This window comes from Lysobacter concretionis Ko07 = DSM 16239 (assembly GCF_000768345.1).
Classification (GTDB): Bacteria; Pseudomonadota; Gammaproteobacteria; order Xanthomonadales; family Xanthomonadaceae; genus Novilysobacter; species Novilysobacter concretionis.
The window spans coordinates 172,725-196,020 of sequence record NZ_AVPS01000008.1 but is presented as its reverse complement, the minus strand read 5'-3'; the positions used below and the strand labels follow the sequence as shown (position 1 = coordinate 196,020).

Here is a 23,296-nt window from a genome sequence, read left to right as displayed (position 1 = left end):
CCGAGCGGCTGACCGGCGGCTACTACCTGGACATCCAGCCCGACGCCCGCCAGCTGGCGCGCTACGGGCTGACCGTCGGCGACGTGCAGGGCACGATCTCGGCGGCACTGGGTGGCGAACTGGTGACCACCACGATCGAGGGTCGCGAGCGGTTCGGGGTGAGCGTGCGCTACCCGCGCGAACTGCGCGACGACCCGCAGACGATCGCCAGCGAGGTACTGGTCGCCACCGCGGACGGCGCGCAGATCCCGCTGGGCGAACTGGCGACGCTGTCGATCAACCGCGGCGCGACCGAGATCCGCACCGAGAACGCCCTGCTGTCCGCCTACGTCTACGTCGATACCCGCAACAGCGATCTGGGCGAATACGTCCGCCTGGCGCAGGCCGCCGTGGCGGAGGCGGTCGACTTCCCGCCGGGTTACTACGCCACCTGGAGCGGCCAGTACGAGTACATGCAGCGCGCCGCGGCGAAGATGAAGATTGTGATTCCGCTGACCCTGCTGCTGATCTTCCTGCTGCTGTACCTGAACTTCCGGCGGGTGAGCGAGTCGCTGATCGTGATGCTGTCGGTGCCCTTCGCACTGGTCGGCGGCATCTGGCTGATGTGGGCGCTGGACTACCACCTCAGCGTCGCGGTCGCGGTGGGCTTCATCGCCTTGGCCGGCGTCGCCGCCGAGACCGGCGTGATCATGCTGATCTACCTCGACCAGGCGCTGGAGAAGGTGGCGGAAGCCCGCCGCGCGCAAGGCCGCCCCGTCAGTCTGGACGACCTGCAGGACGCGATCGTCAGCGGCGCGGTGGATCGCGTGCGACCGAAGATGATGACCGTGGTCGCGATCACCGCCGGGCTGCTGCCGATCATGTGGAGCACGGGCGCCGGCTCCGAGGTGACCCGCCGCATCGCAGCCCCGATGGTCGGCGGCATGGCCTCGTCGACGGTGCTCACCCTGGTGGTGATCCCGGTGATCTATGCACTGGTCAAGCGGCACCAGCTGGCACGGATCAATGCGCGCCCGACGGCCGAACGGGCCGGACCAGACCCCTGAAGCGGGCAACGGCCAATTCCCGCGGTCATTTGACGTCGATCAAGGCGTTGTCCGGAACGGCTGGATAGCCTGACCCTCATGTCCAGCCCTCTCCTCTTCGATGCGGCGCTCCTGCAGCGCTACGACCGGCCCGGTCCGCGGTACACCTCGTACCCGACCGCGCCGCAGTTCTCCTCGACCTTCGGCGAGGAGGCGCTGCGCGAGGCGGTGATGGCCAGCAACGGCGACCCGATCCCGCGCCGGCTGTCGCTGTACGTGCACGTGCCGTTCTGCATGAGCCCGTGTTTCTACTGCGGCTGCAACCGGATCATCACGCGCGACCTGGCCCGTGGCGAGACCTATCTGGTGCGCCTGTACCGCGAGATCGCGATGACCGCGGCGCTGTTCGACCGCGACCGCGAGGTGATCCAGCTGCACTTCGGCGGCGGCACCCCGAACTTCCTGTCGCCGGCGCAACTGGGCGACGTGGTGGACTCGCTGCGCAGCCATTTCCACTTCTCCGATTCGCCCAAGCGCGACCTGTCGATCGAGCTGGACCCGCGCTTCATCTCGCCGGCGGACGTCGGCGAACTGGCGGCGATCGGTTTCAACCGCGCCAGCCTGGGCGTGCAGGACTTCGACCCGGCGGTGCAGGAAGCGGTCAACCGCATCCAGTCGGTCGAGGAGACGGTCGCGATCATCGAGGCCTGCCGCCAGCACGGCATGCGCTCGGTCAACGTCGACCTGATCTACGGCCTGCCCAAGCAGAACCTGGAAGGCTTCTCCCGCACCCTGGACACGGTGATCCAGGCGCGGCCGGACCGGCTGGCGGTGTACAGCTACGCGCACCTGCCCGACCTGTTCAAGGCGCAGGGACAGATCAACGAGGCCGACCTGCCCTCGGCCGACGTCAAACTGGGGCTGTTGCAGCTGGCGATCGAGAAGCTCACCGACGCCGGCTACAGCTATATCGGCATGGACCACTTCGCCCTGCCCGACGACGACCTCGCCACGGCACAGGACCGCGGCGGCCTGCATCGCAACTTCATGGGCTACACCACCCACTCCGACACCGACCTGATCGGCCTGGGCGTCAGCGCGATCAGCCACATCGGCGACAGCTTCAGCCAGAACCCGCGCGACCTGCCGAGCTGGCAGATCGCCCTGGACGAAGGCCGGCTGCCGGTGTTCCGCGGCATGCGCCTGAGCGAGGACGATCAATTGCGCGCCGACGTGATCCAGCGCCTGATGTGCCAGGGCGAGATCCCGATCGACGCGTTGGAGCGGCGCTACCTGATCGACTTCCACGACTATTTCGCCGATGCGATCGTGCAGCTGCAGCCGCTGGTGGCCGACGGCCTGGTGAAAGTGGAGCCCGGACGCATCCTGGCCACCTCGCGCGGCCGGCTTTTGCTGCGTAACATAGCGATGTGCTTCGACCATTACCTGACCCGACCCACCGCCTCGCCCCGCTTCTCCCGCGCCATCTGAGCGCGACAGGGTGGTGTGTGTGAGCCCGACCGCATTCCCGCGCCAGGACGCGACCACGCTGGCGGACGACGGCGACGAGCTGACGTTCTGCTCGACCTGCGCGTTCTCCCAGGCCTGCCTCGCCGAAGGCATGGACAAGCGGTCGCTGATGGACCTGCATGTGCTGGTCGAACATGTCGGCCCGTACCACGCCGGCGAACACATCTTCCGCGAAGGCGATCCGTTCGAGGCGATCGCCGCGGTGCGCGCGGGCACGGTCAAGACGTACATGATCGACCGCGACGGCCGCGAACACGTGCTGGGCTTCCACCTGCCCGGCGAGGTGATCGGCCTGGACGCGATCGACGGCGAGACCTACCCGTGCAACGCCGTCGCGCTGGACACGGCGATGCTGTGCCGGTTCTCGTTCCCGAAGATCGCGGTGCTGGCAACCAGGTTGCCCGGCCTGCAACGGCACCTGTTCCGGCTGCTGAGCCGGGACATCGGCCGCGCCGCGCTGCTGGCCGGCGACTGGTCGGCCGACCAGCGCATGGCGGCGTTCCTGATCGGCCTGTCGCGGCGACTGGCCGCGCGCGGGTTTTCCGCCCACCGTTTCCAGCTGACGATGGCGCGCACCGACATCGCCAACTACCTGCGCCTGGCGCCGGAAACGGTGAGCCGGGTGCTGCGCCGGTTCCAGAAGGACGGCCTGTTGCTGGTGGACCGGCGCGAACTGGAACTGCTCGACCGCGACCAGCTGGCCGCGCTCGCCGACCCCATCCTGCACCGCTGATCCTGCATCGCTGATCTTGCGGCACCGGTTCCGCAGCGACCCTGCAGCGCTGACCCATCACTGACGACCGATCGCTGACGCCCCAACGCGGCCGGTCCCGGCTTCCGGCGCCATCGCGCTTCGCACCGGATGCCGCGCACCTGCCGGCGCCCGGCCGACAGAAATCCTTCCCTGGACCGGCCACCGCGTCACCGGACGCGGCCGCGCCGTGCACGGCATATTCGGCGAACCGGCCCGCGCGCAGGTATAACTGACCTGCGCCGAGGGATGACGGCCGCGGGCTTGATTCAAATCAACGTGCCCAAGCCGACAACTGGTGAAGATGGCGCCCATCTGTCCGGGAGACCAATCGTTATGGAACCAAAAAGTGTGCAAATCACCAGGCGACTATGGCTGGGCCTGGGGGCCCTGCTGCTCGTCAGCTTCGGCATCATGTTGTGGATCGGAAAGGACATCTACCAGACCGCGCCGCCGATGCCGGAGCAGGTAGTGACCGAAAGCGGGCAGGTGGTCTACACCCGCGATGACATCCAGGCCGGTCGTGTCGTGTGGCAAAGCATCGGCGGCCAGCAGAACGGTTCGATCTGGGGCCACGGTGCGCTGATCGCCCCGGACTGGTCGGCCGAATGGCTGCACAAGGAGGTGGTGGCATGGCTGGACCTGCGCTCCCGCGCGGAATTCGGCATGCCCTACGAATCACTCAACCACAGTGAGCAGGCGAAGCTCCATGCCGAGATCCAGCCGGAGATCCGCCTCAACACCTGGGACCCCGAGACCGGCGCGATCGTCATCTCCGACGAACGTGCGCAGGCGATCTCGCAGGTGGCCGCGCACTACATGAGCGTGTTCTCCAACGACCCGGCCACCGCCGAGTTGCGTGAGGCCTACGCGTTGCGCGAAAACCCGGTGCCCGATGAGGAGCACCGCCGCATGATGACCGGCTTCTTCTTCTGGGCGTCGTGGGCCACCACGACCAACCGTCCCGGCGACGTGAAGTCGTATACCAACAACTTCCCGCACGAGCCGCTGGTCGGCAACACGCCGACCGCCAGCAGCTTCATGTGGTCGATGTTCTCGATCCTGTTCATGATCGCCGGCATCGGTCTGCTGGCCTGGCATTACGCGGTCTACCACGGCAAGGAAAAGCCGCTGGTGCCGCCCGTGCAGGACCCGGCGCGCGCCATCGTGGTGACGCCGTCGATGCGCGCCACCGCGAAGTATTTCTGGCTCGTGATGGGATTGTTCCTGGTGCAGATCCTGATGGGCGCGACCACCGCGCACTACCAGATCGAAGGCCAGGAGGCTTACGGTTTCGCGCTGGCCGACTACCTGCCGTATGCGGTGACCCGCAGCTGGCACACGCAGCTGGCCATCCTGTGGATCGCCACCGCGTGGCTGGCCACCGGCCTGTACCTCGGCCCGGCGATCTCGGGGCATGAACCCAAGTACCAGAAGTTCGGGGTGAACTTCCTGTTCATCAGCCTGATCCTGATCGTGGTCGGTTCGTTCGCGGGCCAGTGGTTCGCCGTGATGCAGAAGCTCGGCCTGGCCAACAACTTCTGGTTCGGCCACCAGGGCTGGGAATACGTCGACATCGGCCGCTTCTGGCAGATCTACCTGTTCATCGGCCTGATGCTGTGGCTGACGCTGGTGGGCCGGGCACTGTGGCCGGCGATGCGGCGCAAGGACCAGACCTCCTCGATCGCAGGCCTGCTGTTCCTGTCCACCGTCGCCATCGGCCTGCTGTACGCGGCCGGCCTGATGTGGAAGGAAGACACCCACATCTCGATCGTCACCTACTGGCGCTTCTGGATCGTGCACCTGTGGGTGGAAGGCTTCTTCGAGGTGTTCGCGGTCGCGGTGATCAGCTTCATCTTCGTCAAGCTGGGGCTGGTGCGTGGCCGTTCGGCAACGATCAACGTGCTGTTCGCGACCATCGTGTTCATGGCCGGCGGCGTGCTGGGCATGTTCCACCACCTGTACTTCGCGGGCGTCACCACCGGCGTCATCGCGCTGGGGGCGAGCATCTCGGCGCTGGAAGTGGTGCCGCTGGCGCTGATCGGGCTGGAGGCCCATGAAACCTGGAAGAGCAGCCGCGCCACGCCATGGATGGAGCGCTACAAGTGGCCGATCATGTTCTTCCTCGCTGTCAGCTTCTGGAACCTCATCGGTGCCGGCCTGCTGGGCTTCCTGATCAACACCCCGCTGGCGCTGTTCTACATGCAGGGCACCAACCTGACCGCCGCCCACGGCCACACCGCGCTGTTCGGCGTGTACGGCATGCTCGGCATCGGCCTGATGCTGTACTGCCTGCGCGGCCTGATGCCCGACAAGGTCTGGAAGGATGGCCTGATCCGCAGCGGCTTCTGGGCACTGAACATCGGCCTGTCGCTGATGACCATCCTGACCCTGCTGCCGATGGGCGTGCTGCAACTGGAAGCCAACCTGGAACGCGGCTACTGGTATGCACGTTCGGCAGAGTTCATGAACCGTCCGATCATCGACCTGCTGGTGTGGCTGCGCGTACCGGGCGACACCGTCTTCGCGGTGGGTGCGTTCCTGATCGCACTGTTCGTGATGTCGCTGTGGCTGGGGCCGCGTCCGGTCAACCAGCCCGTCACCGCAAAGCTGAAGACGGAACCCAGCCGCTGATCCATCGCGGCAACGGGTAACACCAAGGGGCGACTTCGGTCGCCCCTTTTTATGGGTTCATCTCCCGACTCCGGAGAAGTCGGGAAGATGGGCCGGGGCGCGACCTGCAGCCGGGCCTGCGCTTCTGGAACCACTGCGAAGTTGGAACGACGGGTGCGAATGCCCTTGGGTGTGAAATAAAGGAGGAGGCACCGGCTTCATCGGTGCCGGGGGACATTCGCACACAAGGGCATTCGCTCCCGGCACTCTGAACCCCCGCCACGCTGGAACGACGGGAGCGAATGCCTTTGGGTGTGAAATAAAGGAGGAGGCACCGGCTTCATCGGTGCCGGAGGACATTCACACCCAAGGGCATTCGCTCCCGGCACCCCGGCCACCTCGCAGATGTCGCGCCTTCCCCTTGGATGGGAGAAGAACCTTTTCATGTTGTGTCGGAACGGCTTCAGCCGCGACCTGCATCGCCACCCTGTCGAACGGCCACTCGCGGCGGTCAGCCATCTGACCCAGATCAATGCCCGGCCGAGGGGATTCGCCCAGACTGCGCGCATGACTACCCGACCCGATTCCCATTCCGGCTCGCCGCTGTCGCCCGGTCTGCTCGCCGTGGCGCCGCACCGGCTGATGTTCTTCATCGGCGCAACCAACCTGCTGATCGCGATGGCGTGGTGGGCGGCGTGGCTGCTGGCGGCGCGCTGGCCCGGTTGGGCGATGCCGCAGTCGCAGCCGTACGCGGGCTGGGTGCATGCGTTCGTGATGCAGTACCAGGTGCTGCCGAGTTTCTTCTTCGGCTTCCTGCTGACCACGTTCCCGAAATGGCTCGGCCTGCCGGAGATCGACCGCTGGCGCTATGTGCCGGTCGGGCTGGGCATCTTCGGTGGCCAGATCGCGACCCTGCTGGGCGCACTGGGCTGGGAGGCCGGCATCGTCGTCGGCCTGTGGATGACCGCCGCCGGCTGGCTGGCGGGGTTGCTGACCCTGGGGCCATTGCTGTGGCGCGAGCCCGGCACCACCTGGCATGCGCGCTCGTGTTTCGCGGCGCTGGTGCTGGGCTTCATCGGCGTGCTGGCGTGGGGCGCGTTCGTGCTCGGCGCCTCGCCGATGTGGGTGTTCGCCAGCATCAAGATCGGCAGCTTCGGGCTGCTGCTGCCGGTGTACCTGACCGTCGCCCACCGGATGTTCCCGTTCTTCGCCAGCCGGGTCGTGCCGGGCTACCAGCCGTGGCGGCCGATGTGGCTGCTGGCCGTGTTCTGGCCACTGGGCCTGGTGCATCTGGTGCTGGAACTGTTCCACCTCTACAGCTGGCTGTGGCTGGTCGATCTGCCCTTGCTGGCGCTGACCGCGACGATGTTGTGGCGCTGGTGGCCGCGCGGCGACAAGCCCGGACTGCTGACCGTGCTGTTCATCGGCATGGCGTGGCTGCCGTTGGCCTTCGCGCTGTATTCGGCACAGAGCGTCAGCTACGCGATGACCGGCATCTACTGGCTCGGCCGCGGGCCGGCGCACGCGCTGTTCATCGGTTTCTTCGGCAGCGTGCTGGTGGCGATGGTGACCCGGGTGACCATGGGCCACGCCGGGCGCGCGCTGGTGATGCCGGGCGTGGCATGGTTCGCGTTCATCGCGATCCAGGTCGTCGCGGTGATGCGGGTGGCGGCCGAGACCCTGCCCGATGCGGGCGCCTGGCAGGCGCTGGCGGCGGTGGGTTGGCTGGTCGCGTTCGCGCCGTGGGTGGCGCGGATCGGTCGCATCTATCTGGTGCCGCGCGCCGACGGAAAGCCGGGCTGAGGCACCGCCGACCGACCCAACGCCCAGCCCGATGACGATGCTTCCGAGGACGTTTCAATGATCGAGTTCTACCTGCAGATCAAGCAGGCCCACATCGGTTTTGCGCTGGCCAGCGGCGCCATCTTCACGCTGCGCGGCGCCGGGGTGCTGGCCGGGATGCGCTGGCCGCACTGGCTGGCGGTGCGCTGGACCAGCTACACCGTCGATACCGCGCTGCTGACCGCGGCACTGATGCTGCTGTCGATCCTGCCGGGAGCGATGTTCGCCAACGGCTGGCTGACCGCGAAGCTCCTGCTGCTGGTGGTGTACGTCGTGCTGGGCGCGTTCGCGATCAAACGCGGGCGCACCCGGCTGGCCAAGGCGGGTTTCTATGTCGCCGCGCTGCTGACCTTCGCGATGGTGTATTCGATTGCCCGCGCACACAGTCCCTGGGGGTTCCTGCATGGTCTGGTCGGCTGACATCGTGGACATTGGAAGCGCAGCGGCGGACGGGCCGCGCATGGACAACCTGCCGGGTCGCGTACCGTCGCCGCCCGCAGCGGATCCCGACCGGCCGATGCTGGACGCGCTGTTCCTCGGGCCCTACGGCGAGAACGACGGCCTGCTGGAAAAGCTCATGGTCGAGTTCCTGCGCGACCACGTGTACTGGCGACGCAACTTCCATCCCGAGGACCCGCCGGCGATCCCGACCCACGCCGCGCAGCACCCGGACTACAAGGCGTTCGAGGCGCGGCTGCGGCGCGAACTGCACCAGCTGTCGGCGTCGCTGAAACGCTCGGTGCCGTTCCACAGCCCGCGCTACATCGGCCACATGGCCTCCGACCTGCTGCTGCCCGGGCTGGCCGCGCAGATCCTGACGCTGCCGTACAACCCGAACAACGTCAGCGAGGACGCCGCGCCGGTCACGATCGACCTGGAGGTCAAGGTCGGCCTGCAGCTGGCGCGCATGCTGGGTTATCCGGACGACATCACGCGCGCGGACTGCGCGTTCGGCCACCTCACCTCCGGCGGCACCGTCGCCAACTACCAGGCGCTGCGGCTAGCGCTGGCGTTGAAGGCGTTCCCGGTCGCCCTGCTGGCCGCCGGCGTGCCGGAGCTGGCGTTGCCGGCCGACGACTGGGCCGCCTTCAACCTCGGTCCAGCCGCAGGTATCGAACTGCTCGAGCACTGGCAGGCCTGGCTGGCCGCACAGCCCGCCGGCGAGCGCTGCCACTGGCGCGATGCAGTGCAGGCGCAGCGGCTGGAGCATCTGGGACTGGTCGAGTTTTTCGCCCGCCACCGCGAGTTGCGCGTGCCGGTCGTGCTCGCCCCGATCACCGCGCATTACTCGTGGAGCAAGGGCCTGAAGCTGCTCGGCCTGGGTCGCGACCAGCTGCAACTGCTGCCCGAGCGCGGCATGCGGCTGGACGCGGACGCGCTGAAAGACGCGCTGCAGCGCTGCGAGCGCGAACGCCAGCCGGTGCTGATGGCGGTCGCCGTGCTCGGCACCACCGAATACGGCACGGTCGATCCGGTCGATGCCGTGGTCGACGCGCGCGACCGCGCCCAGGCCCGCGGGCTGGGCTTCAGCGTGCACGTCGATGCCGCCTGGGGCGGTTATCTGGCGACCCTGTTCCGCAACCCCGACGGCAGCCTGCGCAGCCGGGCCGAAGTGGGTGTCGGCTTTGCCCACTTCCCGCAACCGGAAGTGCATGCCGCGTTCGCCGCGCTCGGCCGGACCGACTCGGTCACCGTCGACCCGCACAAGCTGGGCTACCTGCCCTACGGCGCCGGAGCGTTCATCTGCCGCGACCACCGCGCGACCGCGCTGCTGGCCGAGGCGGCCGATTACGTGTTCCACGACACCCGCGCCACCGATTACATGAGCCGCTACCGCCGGCTCGGCCAGTTCGTGCCGGAAGGCTCCAAGTCCGGTGCCGCGGCCGCGGCGGTGTACGTCACCCACAAGGTGCTGCCGCTGGACCACATCCACTTCGGCCGCCTGCCGCGCCAGACCGTGCTGGCCGCCGAGGCCTTCCATGCGCGCACCCGGCGGCTGGCCGACGAGCTGGACGGCATCGCCCATGTGCTGGTGCCGTTCGCGCCCGACAGCAACCTGGTCTGCGTGGCGATCAATCCGGCCGGCAACCGCGACATCGCCCGCGCCAACGCCTTCGTGCGCACGCTGCACGATGAGCTGCGCTGCGATCCCAGCCAGCCCCTGCAGCTCAAGCAGTTCTTCGGCTCGATGACCACCCTGCAGCCCGAGGCACTCGGCATGACCGAGATGCGCCGCATCCTGTCGGCGCTGCAGATCGATCCGGCCTCGCTTGGCGATGGCGACCACGAGTCGGCCGACAACGACCGGCTGGTGATCCTGCGCCACACGCTGATGAACCCGTACCTGATCGACCACGAGAACGGCATCAGCTACATCGACCTGTACCTGGAGCATCTGGGCCGGCGCATCCGCGCCTTGCTGGCGGGGATGCCGGCGTGAGCGCGCCCTCGTCGCACCCTCCGCCCGTCTGCGATGCCGTGGCCGGCGCGCACCCGCATTGCGACACCGCCACCCTGCGCGCGTGGACCGGCCAGGCACTGGCGCGGCTGCGGCAGGAAGCCGCCCGCTCGGCCGACACCCACCTGTTGCGGCTGGAATTCCCCGGCTTCCCGGGCATCGAGTTCTACTTCAAGGACGAGGCCGCGCACCCGACCGGCAGCCTGAAACACCGCCTCGCCCGCTCGCTGTACCTGTACGCGCTGTGCAACGGTCGCCTGCATCCCGGGCAGCCGGTGGTGGATGCGTCCTCGGGCAGCACCGCGATCTCCGAGGCCTGGTTCGCGCGACTGCTCGGCCTGCCGTTCACCGCCGTGATGCCAGCCGCCACCGCCCCGCGCAAGATCGCCGACGTGCAGGCGCTGGGCGGCCGGTGCGATCTGATCGACGACCCGTCGCAGGTCTACGAACGCGCCGCCTGGCATGCCGCCAACGGCGCCTGCCACCTCGATCAGTTCGGCCTCGCCGAGCGCGCAACCGACTGGCGCGGCAACAACAACATCGCCGAATCGATCATCGGCCAGCTGGCGCAGGAGCCGCACCCCGAGCCGGCCTGGATCGTCTGCGGCGCCGGCACCGGCGGCACCTCGGCGACGATCGGCCGCTACCTGCGCTACCGCGGCCTGCCGACCCGCCTGTGCGTGGCCGAACCGGCCGGCAGCGCGTTCGCGCATGGCTGGCGCAGCCGCGACCGCACGGCCACCGGCAGCGAGCCGACCGTCATCGAGGGCATCGGCCGCCCACGCGTGGAGCCGGGCTTCCTGTTCGAGGTCGTCGATGACGTGGTCGAAGTACCCGACAGCGCCTCGATCGCCGCGATGACCCTGCTGGAGGAGCAGATCGGCCGGCGCTACGGCGGCTCCTCGGGCACCAACCTGGTCGCCTGCCTGCTACTGGCGACCCGGATGCGCGCCGCCGGCAAGCGCGGCAGCATCGTCAGCCTGCTGTGCGACCCCGGCGAGCGCTACGACCAGACCCTGTACTGCCCCGACTGGCTGGCCCGCAACGGGCTGGACCCGAGCGCCGCGGAAGCCGCATTGCGCGCGACCCTGACCACCGGCGACTGGCACCCGGTGGCCTGAAGCGGGGTCGCGCTTGCCACAGCCAGCGATCCGCACCGCGCGGCCACATGGGTACATCGCAGGTGATCGCCCGATGGTTCGACGATGCACGGGGCGCGACTGACGTCGCTCCTATGGAAGCGGTTGCGGGCCCTTGCCCGAAAGCGATGGCCGCGATGTCCGACTGGACTTCCCGGTCGTAGGAGCGACGTGAGTCGCGAACGCCCAGAACCTCGCATGCGCTGGAGTCGCAACCGCTTACGGACAACGCACCCGGCGGTGATCGGCACAGCACACCGACACCCACTTGACCCGCATCAGGGCGCAACGCTGACGCAGCGACGAGGCTGTCGCCACCTTCACTTGCGGTGCCCCCATGGCCGACCACGACCTGCGCTCTTTCCTGTCCCGGCTGGAACGCTCCGGCCAGTTGCAGCGGGTGGCGGCGCCGGTCGATCCGGAGCTGGAATCCACCTCGCTGTGCCTGCGCGCGCTGCGCGAAGGCGGACCGGCGCTGCTGATGGAAAATCCGGTCGGCAGCCCGCACGCCCTGCTCGGTAACCTGTTCGGTCATCGCGACCGGATCGAGGCCGCGCTGGCCGGACGGCCGCTCGCCTCGTTGCGCGAACTGGGCGAACTGCTGGCCGCGATCAAGGAACCGCGCTGGCCATCGAACCTGAAACAAGCCCTGTCGAGCTGGCCCGAACTGGCGCAGCTGGCCCACGTCGCGCCGCAGCGCGTGCGCGAGGTGGCGTTCGAACACGAAACCCTGCAGGGCGCGGACATCGACCTGTCGCGTCTGCCGATCCAGCGCTGCTGGCCGGAAGACGCCGCGCGCCTGATCACGCTCGGTCTGGTGATCACCCGCGGCACCCGCAAGCCGCGCCAGAACGTGGCGATCTACCGCATGCAGGTGATCGGCCCGAACCGGGTGATCATGCGCTGGCTGCCGCACCGCGGCGGCGCGCTCGACTACGCCGACTGGAAGGCCGCGCATCCCGATAAACCGTTCCCGGTACTGGTCGCGATCGGCGCCGACCCGGCGACCACGCTGGCGGCGGTCGCGCCGGTGCCGGACACCTTGTCGGAATACGAATTCGCCGGCCTGCTGCGCGGCCAGCGCACCCGCATCTGGCACAGCGAACGCACCGGGCTGGATGCCCCGGCCGGCGCGGAGATGCTGATCGAAGGCGTGATCCACCCCGGCGACACCGCGCTGGAAGGCCCGTTCGGCGACCACACCGGCTACTACAACGCGCAGGACCACTTCCCGGTGCTGACCATCGAGCGCCTGCACCTGCGCCGCGACGCGATCTACCACGGCAGCTACATGGGCCGCGCGCCGCATGACGAACCTTCGGTATTGGCGCTGGCGCTGAACGACATCTTCGTGCCGATCCTGCGCAAGGTGTTCCCGGAGATCGTCGACTTTTTCCTGCCACCGGAGGCCTGCTCGTACCGCATCGCGGTGGTCAGCATCCGCAAGCAGTACGCCGGCCACGCGCGCCGGATCATGATGGGCGTGTGGTCGTACCTGCGGCAGTTCACCTACACCAAGTTCGTGATCATCACCGACGAGGACATCGACGTGCGCGACTGGTCGCAGGTGATCTGGGCGGTCTCCACACGGGTCGATCCGGCACGCGATTCGATGCTGGTGGAGAACACCCCGATCGACTACCTCGATTTCGCCACCCCGGTCGCCGGCATCGGTTCCAAGCTCGGCATCGACGCGACCAACAAGTGGCCGGGCGAGACCAGCCGCACCTGGAGCCGGACGATCACGCTGGATCCGGCGGTGGAGAAACGCGTGGACGCGTTGTGGGCGCAGGTGACGACGACCGGTTGAGGGCCGGCAGCGACAACCGCACCCGCGCGCCGCCGGCGGGGGAGCGGTCCAGCTCGATCCGGCCCTGGTGCAGCGCGACGATCGCCTCGACGATCGACAGCCCCAGCCCGGTGCCGACGCCGATGCTGCCCTCGGGCCGATGGAACCGCTCGCCCAGGCGTGCAGTATCGGGAAAGCCCGGCCCGTCATCGTCCACGACCAGCTCGACGGATCCGTCGCGGTGTTCAATGCCAACGCTGATCTCGCCGTTGTCACGCGCGTGACGGATCGCGTTGTCGACCAGGTTCTGCAGCGCGACGGCGAGCAGGCCATCGCTGCCCTGCACCCACGAGTTGCCGCGGACGTCCAGCCCCAGGGAAATCCCCCGGGCGACGGCACGCTCGCCGGCCTCGCCCACCACCTGGGATGCGACGGACTCCAGTTGCAAGGGGCCCGCATCGCCGAGCGACTCCAGGTTCTCCACCCGCGCCAGAGTGAGCAGTTGTGCGACCAGCCGCTCCATGCGTTGCAGGCCGGTACGCGCGCGCTGCAGGTGATCGGCCCGGGCTGCGGTATCGGCAGCCACGCCGGCCAGGTCCAGCTCCAGGCGCAATACCGCCAGTGGATTGCGCAGCTCGTGGGCCGCGTCGGCCGTGAATCGCCGCTCACGCTCCAAGGTCCCGCGCAGGTCGCTCACCAGGGTGTCCAGCGCGGTGGTCAACGGGACCAGCTCGGCCGGCAGGTCGTCGCGGGTCAGCCGGGGAGTCCGGGTCAACGGTCCACTGACCGACCGCGACAGCGCGCGCAACGGCCGCAGTCCCATCCACAGTCCCAGCCAGATGGCCAGCGGCACCAGCAGCAGGATCGCGAGCAACGGCAGGAGCAAGGCCCGCGCGACGGACTGCAGCAGCTCGTCGCGTTCGTCCAGCGGCGCGGCCACCTGGATCCAGTAGCGCTGCGCCGCGTCCCAGCGCTGGTAGACCCGCCAACGCCGGCCCTGGTGGGCAACGGTATGGAAATGCGCGGGGCCGGGGTCGAACACCAGCGTCGGCAGCTCGGTGCTGTACACGATCCGGTGGCCGTACCGGTCGTGCACGGTGATCGCGAGGTGGTCTTCTTCGCGACCGGAGCGGGGCAGCTCCTGGCCGGGCACCCGCGATGAGCGCGCGCGCAACTTGGCGGGCATCACCGCCAGCACGCTGCTGGCGGTGCGCATCAACTGCTGGTCGAACATCTCGTCCGCCTCGTGCGCGGTTTCCATCGCCACCCAGGCAGCTGCAACCAGCCACAGCAGCACCACCGGCACGCCGACCCACACCATCAATCGCCGGCTCAGCGCGGGTCGTTTCATGTCGGCTCCATACCGGTCGACTCCATATCGGTCGGCCCCATACCGGTCGGCCCAGTCGGCCCCGTGGCGGCTGGCCCCGTGCCGGTTGGTTTCGGGGTGGCTGGCGGATACAGCGCGTAACCGACGCCGCGCACGGTGCGGATCCACTCCGGGCCCAGCTTGCGGCGCAGGTGGTGGACGTGCACCTCGATCACGTTGCTCGCCACCTCCTCGCCCCAGCCGTACACCGCCTCCTCCAGCTGCGCGCGCGAGTAGGCGCGCCCCGGCCGGCTGGCGAGCATCTCCAGCAGGGCGTACTCACGCGCCGACAGGTCCAGCGGGACCGTATCCAGCCTCGCGCTGCGCGATGCCGGGTTGAGCACCAGCGGACCGACCGCGATCGCGGGGTCGACATGGCCGTCGGCCCGCCGCAACAGCGCGCGCATCCGCGCCGCCAACTCGTCCAGGTGCACCGGCTTGACCACGTAATCGTCGGCGCCGCTATCCAGCCCCGCGACCCGGTCCGCCAGCTCGTCGCGTGCGGTCAGCAGCAGCACGGGGGTGTCGTCTCCCCGCTGGCGCAAGCCGGCGATGATCGACGGACCGTTGCCACGTGGCAGGTTCCAGTCGATCACCGCCGCCGAATACCGCGTGCTTTCCAGGGCCGCGGCCGCATGCCGGGCATCGGTGACCAGATCCACCGCATAGCCCAGGTGCCGCAGGCCATCGGCCAGTGCCGGGCCGAGCGCGGGGTCGTCTTCGGCAATCAGGATGCGCATGCCGGTACGGTATCCCGATCTTCAGCCATCGTGCCGTCAACCATCGTGTCTCCAGCCATCGAGTTCCCGGCCATCGTCCGGATCGAGCTTGCGCTTGCGGCCGGTGAACATCGAGGCGATCAGGTTCTCGCGGTAGTGGATGCTTTCCACGATCGCCGCCAGCACGTGCACCGCCACCAGTGCCAGCAGGCTGTAGGCAAGCAGCTCGTGGAGTTCCTCCAGCCACTCCGCACCAAAGAACAGGTCGGTGGTCTGCATCCAGCCGGTGGCGCCCACCGCGGCCATCATCGCCAACAGCAGCAGCATCATGACCGCCGCGGCCGGGTTGTGGCCCAGGCGCCGGCGCGATGTCCCGGCCATGCGCTCACGCAGGTAGACCGTCACATCGCCCGGCCTGGGCACCCAGCTCGAGAAACGGGCATGGCCGCTGCCGACCACGCCCCAGACCAGCCGCACCGCCACCAGCGCCAGGGCGGCGTAGCCCAGCCACCGGTGCGCGGTATCGCCCTCCTCGACCAGGAACGCGGCGAAAAAGCAGCCCGCCAGCGACCAGTGAACCACCCGCACCAGCGGGTCCCACACCTTGACGTCCGCGTTCATGGCATCGCTCCGGAAAGTGGCAGTCAGTTCTTGTCGCCGCGTTGCTTGACGATGCGTCCGTCGGTCGGATCGAAGTAGATCTCCACATTGTTGCCGCGTGCGTCCTTGCCATAGATCTCGTAGCACTGGCCGGAGACCTTGAACTTGTCGATCGTGTAGCCGTCCTTGAGGACGCGCGCCTTCATCGCCGCCTCCGGCATCCAGCGCTCACGCGGCGCATCGGTGCATGGGGGTGCGGCAAGTGAAGCCGTGGAATACAGCGCCGCCACGGCGAGCAGCGAAAGGGTGGCAAGGGTTTTCATGTGGATGCTCCGGTTGCAGGACGGGATGCCCTGGACCGCAGTAGACCCTTGCTTGCTTATGCCGGACTTAAGGCGTCTCCTCCCCCGTCAGCTCGTGGGTGCGCCCGTCGCGGATCTGGTAGATGCGCTTGAAGGTGGGAATGATCTTCTCGTCGTGGGTCACGATGATGATCGCGGTGGCGTACTGCCGCGCCATCTGGTTGAGGATGGCGACCACGCTCAGCGCCCGCTCGCTGTCCAGCGGCGCGGTGGGTTCATCGGCCAGGATCACCGGCGGCCGGTTGACCAGCGCCCGGGCAATCGCCACGCGTTGCTGCTCGCCGCCCGACAGCTGCGCGGGCATTGCCTGCGCCCGGTGACCCACGTCGAGCGCGTCCAGCAACTCGCGCGCACGCCGGCGTGCGTCGTCGTTGCTGCGACCGGCCAGCATCGGCATCAAGGCGACGTTGTCGGTCACGTCGAGAAACGGGATCAGGTACGGCGCCTGGAACACGAAGCCGATGCGGTCACGGCGCAGCACGCGCAGGTCGGATGTCTTCCAGCCGTCGTCGTAGATGACCTCGCCACCCAGGCTCATGCGCCCGCCGCTGGGCTCGATCACCGCGCCCAGGCACTTCAGCAGGGTGCTCTTGCCCGAGCCGGACGGCCCGACCAGGCCCACGACCTCGCCCGGGGCGACGTGCATGTCGACTCCCTTGAGCGCATCCACCGCTGTATCGCCGCTGCCATAACGCTTGCGCAACTGCTCGATCAGGATGCCGCCCGTGCGCGGATCAGCCATCGATGGCCTCCGCCGGATCGACCTTCAGCGCCGCGCGGATGGCCAGGATGCTGGCCAGCGCGCAGATCACCAGCACTGCCACCAGCCCCAGGCCCGCATCACCGGTCTCCAGCAGCACATGCTTGGGAAACAGTGGCGCCCAGAATGTCGCGACGACCTTGCCCACCGCGAAACCGATCAATCCCAGCGCCAGCGCCTGCTGCAGGATCATCATCGCGATGGTGCGGTTGGCGGTTCCGATCAGCTTGAGCACGGCGATCTCGCGGATCTTGCCCATCGTCAGGCTGTAGATGATGAAGGCGACAATCGCCGCGCTGACGATCGCCAGGATCACCATGAACATCGCGATCTGGCGCGCCGAGGTCGCGATCAGCTTGCCGACCAGGATCGCCTCCATCTGCGGCCGCGTGTAGACCTGCAGCCGCTGCCAGCGCCGGATCGGTTCGGCGACCTGATCCGCACTGAAACCCGGCGCGAGCCGGACCAGCACAGCGTTCACGAAACGGTTGTCCTGTTGCGACGCCAGCACCGCCGATGCCACGCCGGGCGTGCCGGGCGGATTGGTCAGCGGATTGGCCAGCGTGCGCCGCCGCTGCTGCACGATCGCGTCGCTGTCTTTCTGGAACTGCGCCTGCTGGGCATCCCTGAGCGGGATGAACAGCATCGGATCGCCACTGGAGGACACCATGCGCCGGGTCAGGCCCACCACGGTGTAGCGATGGCGGCGGATCTGCACCGACTCGCCCAGCCGCAGACCGCTGGACACGTCCGCCACCGCTTCGTAGTGATCCGCCACCAGGTGGCGTCCGGCCACCAGCCGCGGCGGCTGCCCGGGCCGGCCCGGTCCGTCCGGCACCACGCCCACCACCAGCGCGCGCACGTCACCGCCCCCGGTGCGGACCTGCATCGTCAGGTAGGTGACATTGGCCGCCTGCGCGACCCCGGGAGTCGCGAGGATCCGGCGATAGGCGTCATCGGCGACGCTGGACGGCTCCGCGTAAGGCCCGAGCGTGTCCTGCTGCACCACCCACAGATCGGCATGGCTGTTGTCGAGCAGGGCGCGCGCGTCATCGACCATCCCGCGGTAGACGCCGGCCATGGTCAGGGTGGCGCCGATCAGCAGGCCCAGCCCGATCCCGGTGAACACGAATTTCCCCCAGGCATGGAGGATGTCGCGACCGGCCAGGCTGATCATCGCGCGACGGCCAGTTGCTGCCGGACCGAAATCCGCTGACCGGCAGCCAGCGGACCTTCGCTGTAGACGACCAGCGCATCGCCCACCGCCACGCCCGACAGGATCTGCACCCAGCCGTCGCGGTCGCTCCGGCCCACCCGCACCGGGACGAACTCCAGCTGCTGGTCGCGCACGCGCCACACGCCCAGTTCACCGTCCACCCGCTGCAGGCTCGCATTGCGCGCCGCCGGCCCCGGCGAAAGCGGCGCCGGCATCACCGTGACCTCGGCCAGCTCGCCGATCGACGGCAGACCCCGGTCATCCACGCTCAGTGAGACCTTGGCGAGGATCTCCTCCGACACCGCATCGGCCAGAGGCTCGACCCGCCGCACGCGACCCGGCAACGGCTCACCGGGCCGCGAACGCAGCGCCACCGAGGCGGGCAGGCCCGCGACCAGCGCACCGGCGCCGGCCTGGTCGAATCGCACGTTGACCCACACGCTGGCCGGATCGACCAGTTCCAGCACCGGCTGGCCGGGCAGCACGGTCGAACCGGGCTCCACACGGCGCGCCGTGACCAGCCCATCCACGGGCGCCAGCAGTTGCAGGTTGGCCTGCTGCTGGACGACCGCGCCGTGCTCGGCGTGCAGGCGGGACAACTCCTGCCGGGCCGCCGACAGGCCTGCTTCGGCGGTCTGGCGTGCGGCCTGCGCGCGCTGCAGGTCCAGCGCACGGTTGTCGACCATCTCGCGGCTGACCAGTTGCGTGCGCCCGAGGGCTTCGTAACGTTCGTACTGCGCACGCGCCTGCACCAGCATTGCCGACGCGTCGCGCAACTGCGCCTCGGCCGCCGCCACCCCGGAGCCGGCGCGTTGCGCGGCCGCCGACTGCGCCTGCAACCGCTGGTCCATGTCCACCGGCTGCATCCGTCCCAGTACCTGGCCGGCCTGCACCCGGTCGCCCACTTCCACCTGCAGCTCCAACACCCGGCCTGCGGCGGTCGGGCCCACCTGGTAACTGCGCTGCGCCTCGATCACCCCGATCCCGGCCAGCCCCGGCGTGATCGCCCGTTGCTGCACCGTCTCCACGGTCACCGCTACCGGACTCATCGGGCCGCTGCGCACGGCCACATACGCCAGCAGGCCCAGCAGGGTCGCGATCACGGCTGCCAGCGCCAGCGTGCGCGGAGCCAGCCGGGGCCATTTCACGAGCCGCTCCGGATGCCGCGCCGATAGATCGCGAAAGCGCCCGACGCATCGGACCGCATGCGCCGGGTGCTTCCCCGCAGCAACGCCTGCATCACCAGTCCCTGGATGGTGCCGATGAACAACGTGGCGGCATCCGGGACGTCCACCTCGGCAGCCACCTCGCCGGCCTGTTTGCCGGCCTCCAGCAACAGGCTGATCTGCTCCCGGTACTGGCTGATCATGTGCTGGACACACTGTTTGGCCGGAGTGGAATCCGCATGCTGCAACTCGCCAAACAACATCCGCGGGATGCCCGGATGACGCGCGACAAAGTCCACATGCGCCATGAATACCGCCTCCAGCGTGGCCAGCGGCGACCCTGTCGTCTGCGCCGCGGCGCGGGCGACCCGCTTCATCAGCTGCCCGGACACCCACTCCATCACCGCCAGCCAGATCGCCTGCTTGTTGGGGAAATGACGAAACAGCGCCCCCTGGGTCAACCGCATGCGCTCGGCGATAGCGGCGGTGGTGATCTCGCTGGGGTTCTGCTCGGAAGCCAGCTCCAGCACCGTCGCCACGGCGTGGGCACGACGCTCGGCGGCCGGCAGGTTGCGTGGGGGCTGGTGGGCGGGGAGTCCGGACATGACGACCTGAAAGATAGTGAGTACTCGCTATCTTTAACTGGCCGGCTCCGTCTGTCAATCCGGTTCCACGGCGGTGGAAATCCATCCGGCACGACGCGCTTCAACGCATCGGCGATCGAGGCTGCGCGGGAGACCGCTGCCGACGCGAACCGGCGCGACCTGACCCAGATCAAGGCCGCGCCACGGCGCCCGCGGGAGGATGCGGCACCGAATCCAAGCGAGGTCCGCATGCAACTCGTGTGTCCCGCCGGCAACCTGCCGGCCCTGCAGGCTGCGGTCGATGCCGGCGCGAACGCGGTCTACGCCGGCTTCCGCGACCAGACCAACGCGCGTGCGTTCCCCGGCCTGAACTTCTCCGACGAGGAACTGCGCTGCGGCATCCGCTACGCCCACGCCAAGGGCGCGAAGGTCTACCTCGCCCTCAACACCTACCCCGACAGCGTGCGCCTCGCGCAGTGGCACGCGGCGGTGGACAAGGCGGCCGAGTTCGGCTGCGACGCGATCATCGCCGCCGAAATGGGCGTGCTGGACTACGCCGCGCGCACCCATCCCGACCTCGCGCGGCACCTGTCGGTGCAGGGATCGGCCACCACCGAACCGGCGCTGCGTTACGCCTTTGAACGCTTCGGCATCACCCGCGCGGTGCTGCCGCGGGTGCTATCGATACAGCAGGTCGAGCGCCTGTGCGAGCGCTCGCCGGTGGCGATCGAAGTGTTCGCGTTCGGCAGCCTGTGCATCATGGTCGAAGGCCGCTGCCAGCTCTCCAGCTACGTCACCGGCGCCTCGCCGAACCGGCACGGCGTGTGCTCGCCGGCGAAGTTCGTGCGCTGGGACGAGTTCGACGACGGCAGCCGCACCGCGCGCCTCAACAACGTGCTGATCGACCGCTTCCAGCCCGAGGAACCGGCCGGTTATCCGACCGTTTGCAAGGGCCGGTTCGATGTCGGCGGCGAGATCTTCCACGCGCTGGAGGAACCGACCAGCCTCAACACCCTGGAGCTGCTGCCACGACTGGCGCAGGCCGGCGTGGTGGCGTTGAAGATCGAAGGCCGCCAGCGCGGCGTCGCCTATGTCGGCTCGGTCACCCGCACCTGGCGCGCGGCGCTGGATCGCTACCAAGCCAATCCCGAGAGCTGGGCCTTGCAGCCCGACTGGCAGCGCACCCTGTCGGGTCACGCCGAAGGCCACCAGACCACGCTCGGCCCGTATCACCGCGCCTGGCACTAGGGGAGGAACGACACCCATGAAACTCAGCCTGGCACCGTTGCAGTATTTCTGGCCGCGCGAGCGCACGCTGGCGTTCTACCGCGAGACCGCCGACTGGCCGCTGGACGTGATCTACCTGGGCGAGACGGTCTGCAGCAAACGCCGCGAGCTGGGCACCCGCGACTGGATCGCGCTGGCCGAGGAACTGGCCGCCAGCGACAAGCAGATCGTGCTGTCGAGCCTGGCGCTGATCGAGGCCGAATCCGAGCTCAGCGTGCTGTCCCGGCTGGTCGATCACGGCGGGTTCTGGGTCGAGGCCAACGACCTGTCCGCGGTGCAGATGTGCCGGTCCGCCGGCCTGCCGTTCGTCGCCGGACCGTCATTGAACGTCTACAACCACCGCGCGCTGGCGATGCTGATCGAGGACGGCCTGCGTCGCTGGGTGCCCGGCGTCGAACAGGGCGAGCAGCTGATCCGCGAACTCAAGGACGCCCTGCTCGCCGACGGCATCGCCATGCCCGAGCTGGAAGTCACCGTCTGGGGCCGCCTGCCGCTGTCGTACTCCGCCCGCTGCTTCACCGCCCGCGCACTGGACGTCGCCAAGGACCAGTGTGGCTTCCGCTGCATCGACTACCCCGACGGCATGCCGCTGGCGACCCGCGAAGGCAACGCCTTCCTGCGCATCAACGGCATCCAGATCCAGGGCGAGGAAACCGTCGACCTCGGCCCCGAACTGCCCTCCCTGCGCGCCCTCGGCGTCGACCTGCTGCGGATCTACCCGCAGGCCGACGGCTGCCGCGAGGTGGTGGAGCATTTCGACCTCGCCCGGCAGTCGATGACCCCGCCCCCCCGCATGGGCGCCCGCAATGGCTTCTGGCACGGCGAGCCGGGGATGCGGCCGGAGCATATGGCGGTTGCGGCTGGGTAGAGAACCCCATTCAGATACCTCCAAGCGGCAATTGGACTGCTTTCGGCCCGCAGCGGAGTTGGGCGGCGTCTAGCTGTGACGTCGTGGAGCCAACACGCTTGACGCTCCGAATTCCAACCGTAAGCGGAGGAATGGGTGTAACGACTCAGTGCAGGTGCGTCAGCAGATCGTGTCTTGTATGGTCGGGACGACTTCAGCCTGGGAGAGAGGCATGGCGGCTGTACCGAAGAAAGTTGGGGCGCGACTGATTGCAGGGCTTAAGCGGTACCAGCCCATCTTGGCCGCAGCAAAGGCCAGAGACGTCGGTGAGGCGGATACGGTCACCATCATCAAAGACATGCTCGCGGACGTGTTCGGGTACGACAAGTATTCGGACGTGACCTCCGAGCACGCGATCCGCGGAACTTACTGCGATCTGGCCATCAAGATCGACGGCCAGCTGGCAACGCTGATTGAGGTCAAAGCCATCGGCCTGGATCTCAAAGACCCGCATGTGAAGCAGGCCATCGACTACGCGGCCAATCAGGGCGTCGACTGGGTGCTGCTGACCAATGGCGTGACTTGGCGCGTGTACCACCTGATATTCGCCAAACCGATATCTCAAGAGTTGGTGCTGGAAATCGACTTCTGCGCACTCAACCCTCGGCTCGAAAGCGATCTGGAACTCCTCTATCTGTGGTGCAAGGAAGGCTGGCAGCGCTCGGTGCTGGGCGAGTACCACACCCAGAAACAAGCCCTTTCACGGTTCTACGTTGGCGCCATGCTGCAGTCCGACCCCGTCGTCGACGTGATCCGGCGCGAGCTCCGAAGGATGTCGCCGGACGTTCGCATTGACTCCGACCAGATTCGGGACGTGTTGGTGAACGAAGTCATCAAGCGCGAAGTCCTTGAAGGTGATCAAGCCGACGCAGCAAAGAAGAAGGTCGCCAAGGCGGCCGCTCAAAAGTTGCGGGCCAAAACTGCCAAGGTGGAAAGCGCTGCTGCCGGACAAGAAGAAGTCCCCGCCTGATTGCTGCAGCCCCGCCGGAAGGCGACCAAACGCCCAATAGGAAGCCCGGCGAAAGCCGGCTTCGAGGGAAAGAAGGAAAACGGGTCAGGTTCACTTCCCAATAACCGTTTCTGGCCGAGAGCCGCCGTCGTCTATGGCAGACCACACCGAACCTGGTTTTCGCTTGACTCACCCTCGCCCTCACCGCGGGCGACGGACTGCGGGGGAAT

Annotated in this window: 20 protein-coding genes; 12 read left to right on the top strand and 8 right to left on the bottom strand. The window is 68.2% G+C overall.

Annotated elements, in window-relative coordinates; all coding sequences use genetic code 11:
* The 9 genes from N792_RS11160 to N792_RS11120 form a co-directional block, all read left to right on the top strand.
* Positions 1 to 1,046 (top strand): efflux RND transporter permease subunit (locus N792_RS11160; protein ID WP_036195113.1); only part of this gene is annotated, 1,046 nt, incomplete at its 5' end.
* Between the two features lie 78 nt (positions 1,047 to 1,124).
* Positions 1,125 to 2,516: an oxygen-independent coproporphyrinogen III oxidase gene (hemN, locus tag N792_RS11155; RefSeq protein ID WP_036195110.1), complete on the top strand. Its 1,392-nt coding sequence runs from the start codon at positions 1,125 to 1,127 to the stop codon at positions 2,514 to 2,516.
* A gap of 19 nt (positions 2,517 to 2,535) precedes the next feature.
* On the top strand, positions 2,536 to 3,288 hold the full coding sequence (locus N792_RS11150; protein WP_036195107.1) for a helix-turn-helix domain-containing protein: 753 nt from the start codon (positions 2,536 to 2,538) through the stop codon (positions 3,286 to 3,288).
* 369 nt (positions 3,289 to 3,657) lie between these two features.
* A complete protein-coding gene (locus N792_RS11145) occupies positions 3,658 to 5,940 on the top strand; it encodes a nitric-oxide reductase large subunit (RefSeq protein WP_156969388.1) in 2,283 nt (760 codons plus the stop codon).
* Positions 5,941 to 6,486: 546 nt separating this feature from the next.
* Positions 6,487 to 7,722, top strand: a complete 1,236-nt coding sequence (locus tag N792_RS11140) for an NnrS family protein (protein ID WP_036195216.1) — start codon at positions 6,487 to 6,489, stop codon at positions 7,720 to 7,722.
* A 57-nt stretch (positions 7,723 to 7,779) separates the two neighbouring features.
* Positions 7,780 to 8,181: a SirB2 family protein gene (locus tag N792_RS11135; protein ID WP_036195100.1), complete on the top strand. Its 402-nt coding sequence runs from the start codon at positions 7,780 to 7,782 to the stop codon at positions 8,179 to 8,181.
* A 40-nt stretch (positions 8,182 to 8,221) separates the two neighbouring features.
* Entirely contained in the window at positions 8,222 to 10,201 is a 1,980-nt protein-coding gene (locus N792_RS11130; RefSeq protein WP_224743873.1) for a pyridoxal phosphate-dependent decarboxylase family protein, read from the top strand.
* 38 nt (positions 10,202 to 10,239) lie between these two features.
* The gene (locus N792_RS11125) at positions 10,240 to 11,340 is read left to right on the top strand and encodes a PLP-dependent cysteine synthase family protein (RefSeq protein WP_036195211.1); all 1,101 of its coding nucleotides are present in this window, start codon (positions 10,240 to 10,242) and stop codon (positions 11,338 to 11,340) included.
* A 355-nt stretch (positions 11,341 to 11,695) separates the two neighbouring features.
* The gene (locus tag N792_RS11120) at positions 11,696 to 13,168 is read left to right on the top strand and encodes a UbiD family decarboxylase (protein ID WP_036195098.1); all 1,473 of its coding nucleotides are present in this window, start codon (positions 11,696 to 11,698) and stop codon (positions 13,166 to 13,168) included.
* Here the strand turns inward: N792_RS11120 and N792_RS11115 are convergent.
* From N792_RS11115 to N792_RS11080, 8 genes are all read right to left on the bottom strand, one after another.
* Positions 13,101 to 14,498 carry an ATP-binding protein gene (locus N792_RS11115; RefSeq protein ID WP_052104001.1) on the bottom strand — a complete coding sequence of 466 codons (1,398 nt, stop codon included), beginning with the start codon at positions 14,496 to 14,498 and terminating at the stop codon, positions 13,101 to 13,103. The genes N792_RS11120 and N792_RS11115 overlap by 68 nt on opposite strands.
* The gene (locus N792_RS11110; RefSeq protein WP_084105737.1) at positions 14,495 to 15,256 is read right to left on the bottom strand and encodes a winged helix-turn-helix domain-containing protein; all 762 of its coding nucleotides are present in this window, start codon (positions 15,254 to 15,256) and stop codon (positions 14,495 to 14,497) included. The genes N792_RS11115 and N792_RS11110 overlap by 4 nt, the downstream gene beginning before the upstream one ends.
* 36 nt (positions 15,257 to 15,292) lie before the next feature.
* Complete coding sequence (locus N792_RS11105; RefSeq protein ID WP_036195095.1) at positions 15,293 to 15,856, bottom strand: cytochrome b/b6 domain-containing protein; 564 nt, start codon at positions 15,854 to 15,856, stop codon at positions 15,293 to 15,295.
* 23 nt (positions 15,857 to 15,879) lie between these two features.
* Positions 15,880 to 16,158: a PepSY domain-containing protein gene (locus N792_RS11100; protein WP_036195094.1), complete on the bottom strand. Its 279-nt coding sequence runs from the start codon at positions 16,156 to 16,158 to the stop codon at positions 15,880 to 15,882.
* Positions 16,159 to 16,225: 67 nt separating this feature from the next.
* Positions 16,226 to 16,939 (bottom strand): ABC transporter ATP-binding protein, encoded by a 714-nt coding sequence (locus tag N792_RS11095; protein ID WP_036195091.1) that lies wholly within the window; start codon positions 16,937 to 16,939, stop codon positions 16,226 to 16,228.
* Positions 16,932 to 18,134, bottom strand: a complete 1,203-nt coding sequence (locus tag N792_RS11090; RefSeq protein WP_036195088.1) for an ABC transporter permease — start codon at positions 18,132 to 18,134, stop codon at positions 16,932 to 16,934. Before N792_RS11090 ends, N792_RS11095 begins: the two co-directional genes overlap by 8 nt.
* A complete protein-coding gene (locus N792_RS11085; RefSeq protein WP_036195085.1) occupies positions 18,131 to 19,321 on the bottom strand; it encodes an efflux RND transporter periplasmic adaptor subunit in 1,191 nt (396 codons plus the stop codon). Before N792_RS11085 ends, N792_RS11090 begins: the two co-directional genes overlap by 4 nt.
* Positions 19,318 to 19,944 carry a TetR/AcrR family transcriptional regulator gene (locus N792_RS11080; RefSeq protein ID WP_036195081.1) on the bottom strand — a complete coding sequence of 209 codons (627 nt, stop codon included), beginning with the start codon at positions 19,942 to 19,944 and terminating at the stop codon, positions 19,318 to 19,320. Before N792_RS11080 ends, N792_RS11085 begins: the two co-directional genes overlap by 4 nt.
* A gap of 228 nt (positions 19,945 to 20,172) precedes the next feature.
* Between N792_RS11080 and ubiU the strand changes: the two genes are divergently transcribed.
* From ubiU to N792_RS11065, 3 genes are all read left to right on the top strand, one after another.
* Positions 20,173 to 21,171 carry a ubiquinone anaerobic biosynthesis protein UbiU gene (gene ubiU, locus N792_RS11075; RefSeq protein ID WP_036195078.1) on the top strand — a complete coding sequence of 333 codons (999 nt, stop codon included), beginning with the start codon at positions 20,173 to 20,175 and terminating at the stop codon, positions 21,169 to 21,171.
* Positions 21,172 to 21,187: 16 nt separating this feature from the next.
* Complete coding sequence (locus N792_RS11070; RefSeq protein ID WP_036195076.1) at positions 21,188 to 22,078, top strand: U32 family peptidase; 891 nt, start codon at positions 21,188 to 21,190, stop codon at positions 22,076 to 22,078.
* A 211-nt stretch (positions 22,079 to 22,289) separates the two neighbouring features.
* Positions 22,290 to 23,087, top strand: coding sequence for a type I restriction enzyme HsdR N-terminal domain-containing protein (locus N792_RS11065; protein WP_036195203.1), 798 nt, complete (start codon positions 22,290 to 22,292; stop codon positions 23,085 to 23,087).
* The last annotated feature ends 209 nt before the right edge of the window (positions 23,088 to 23,296 follow it).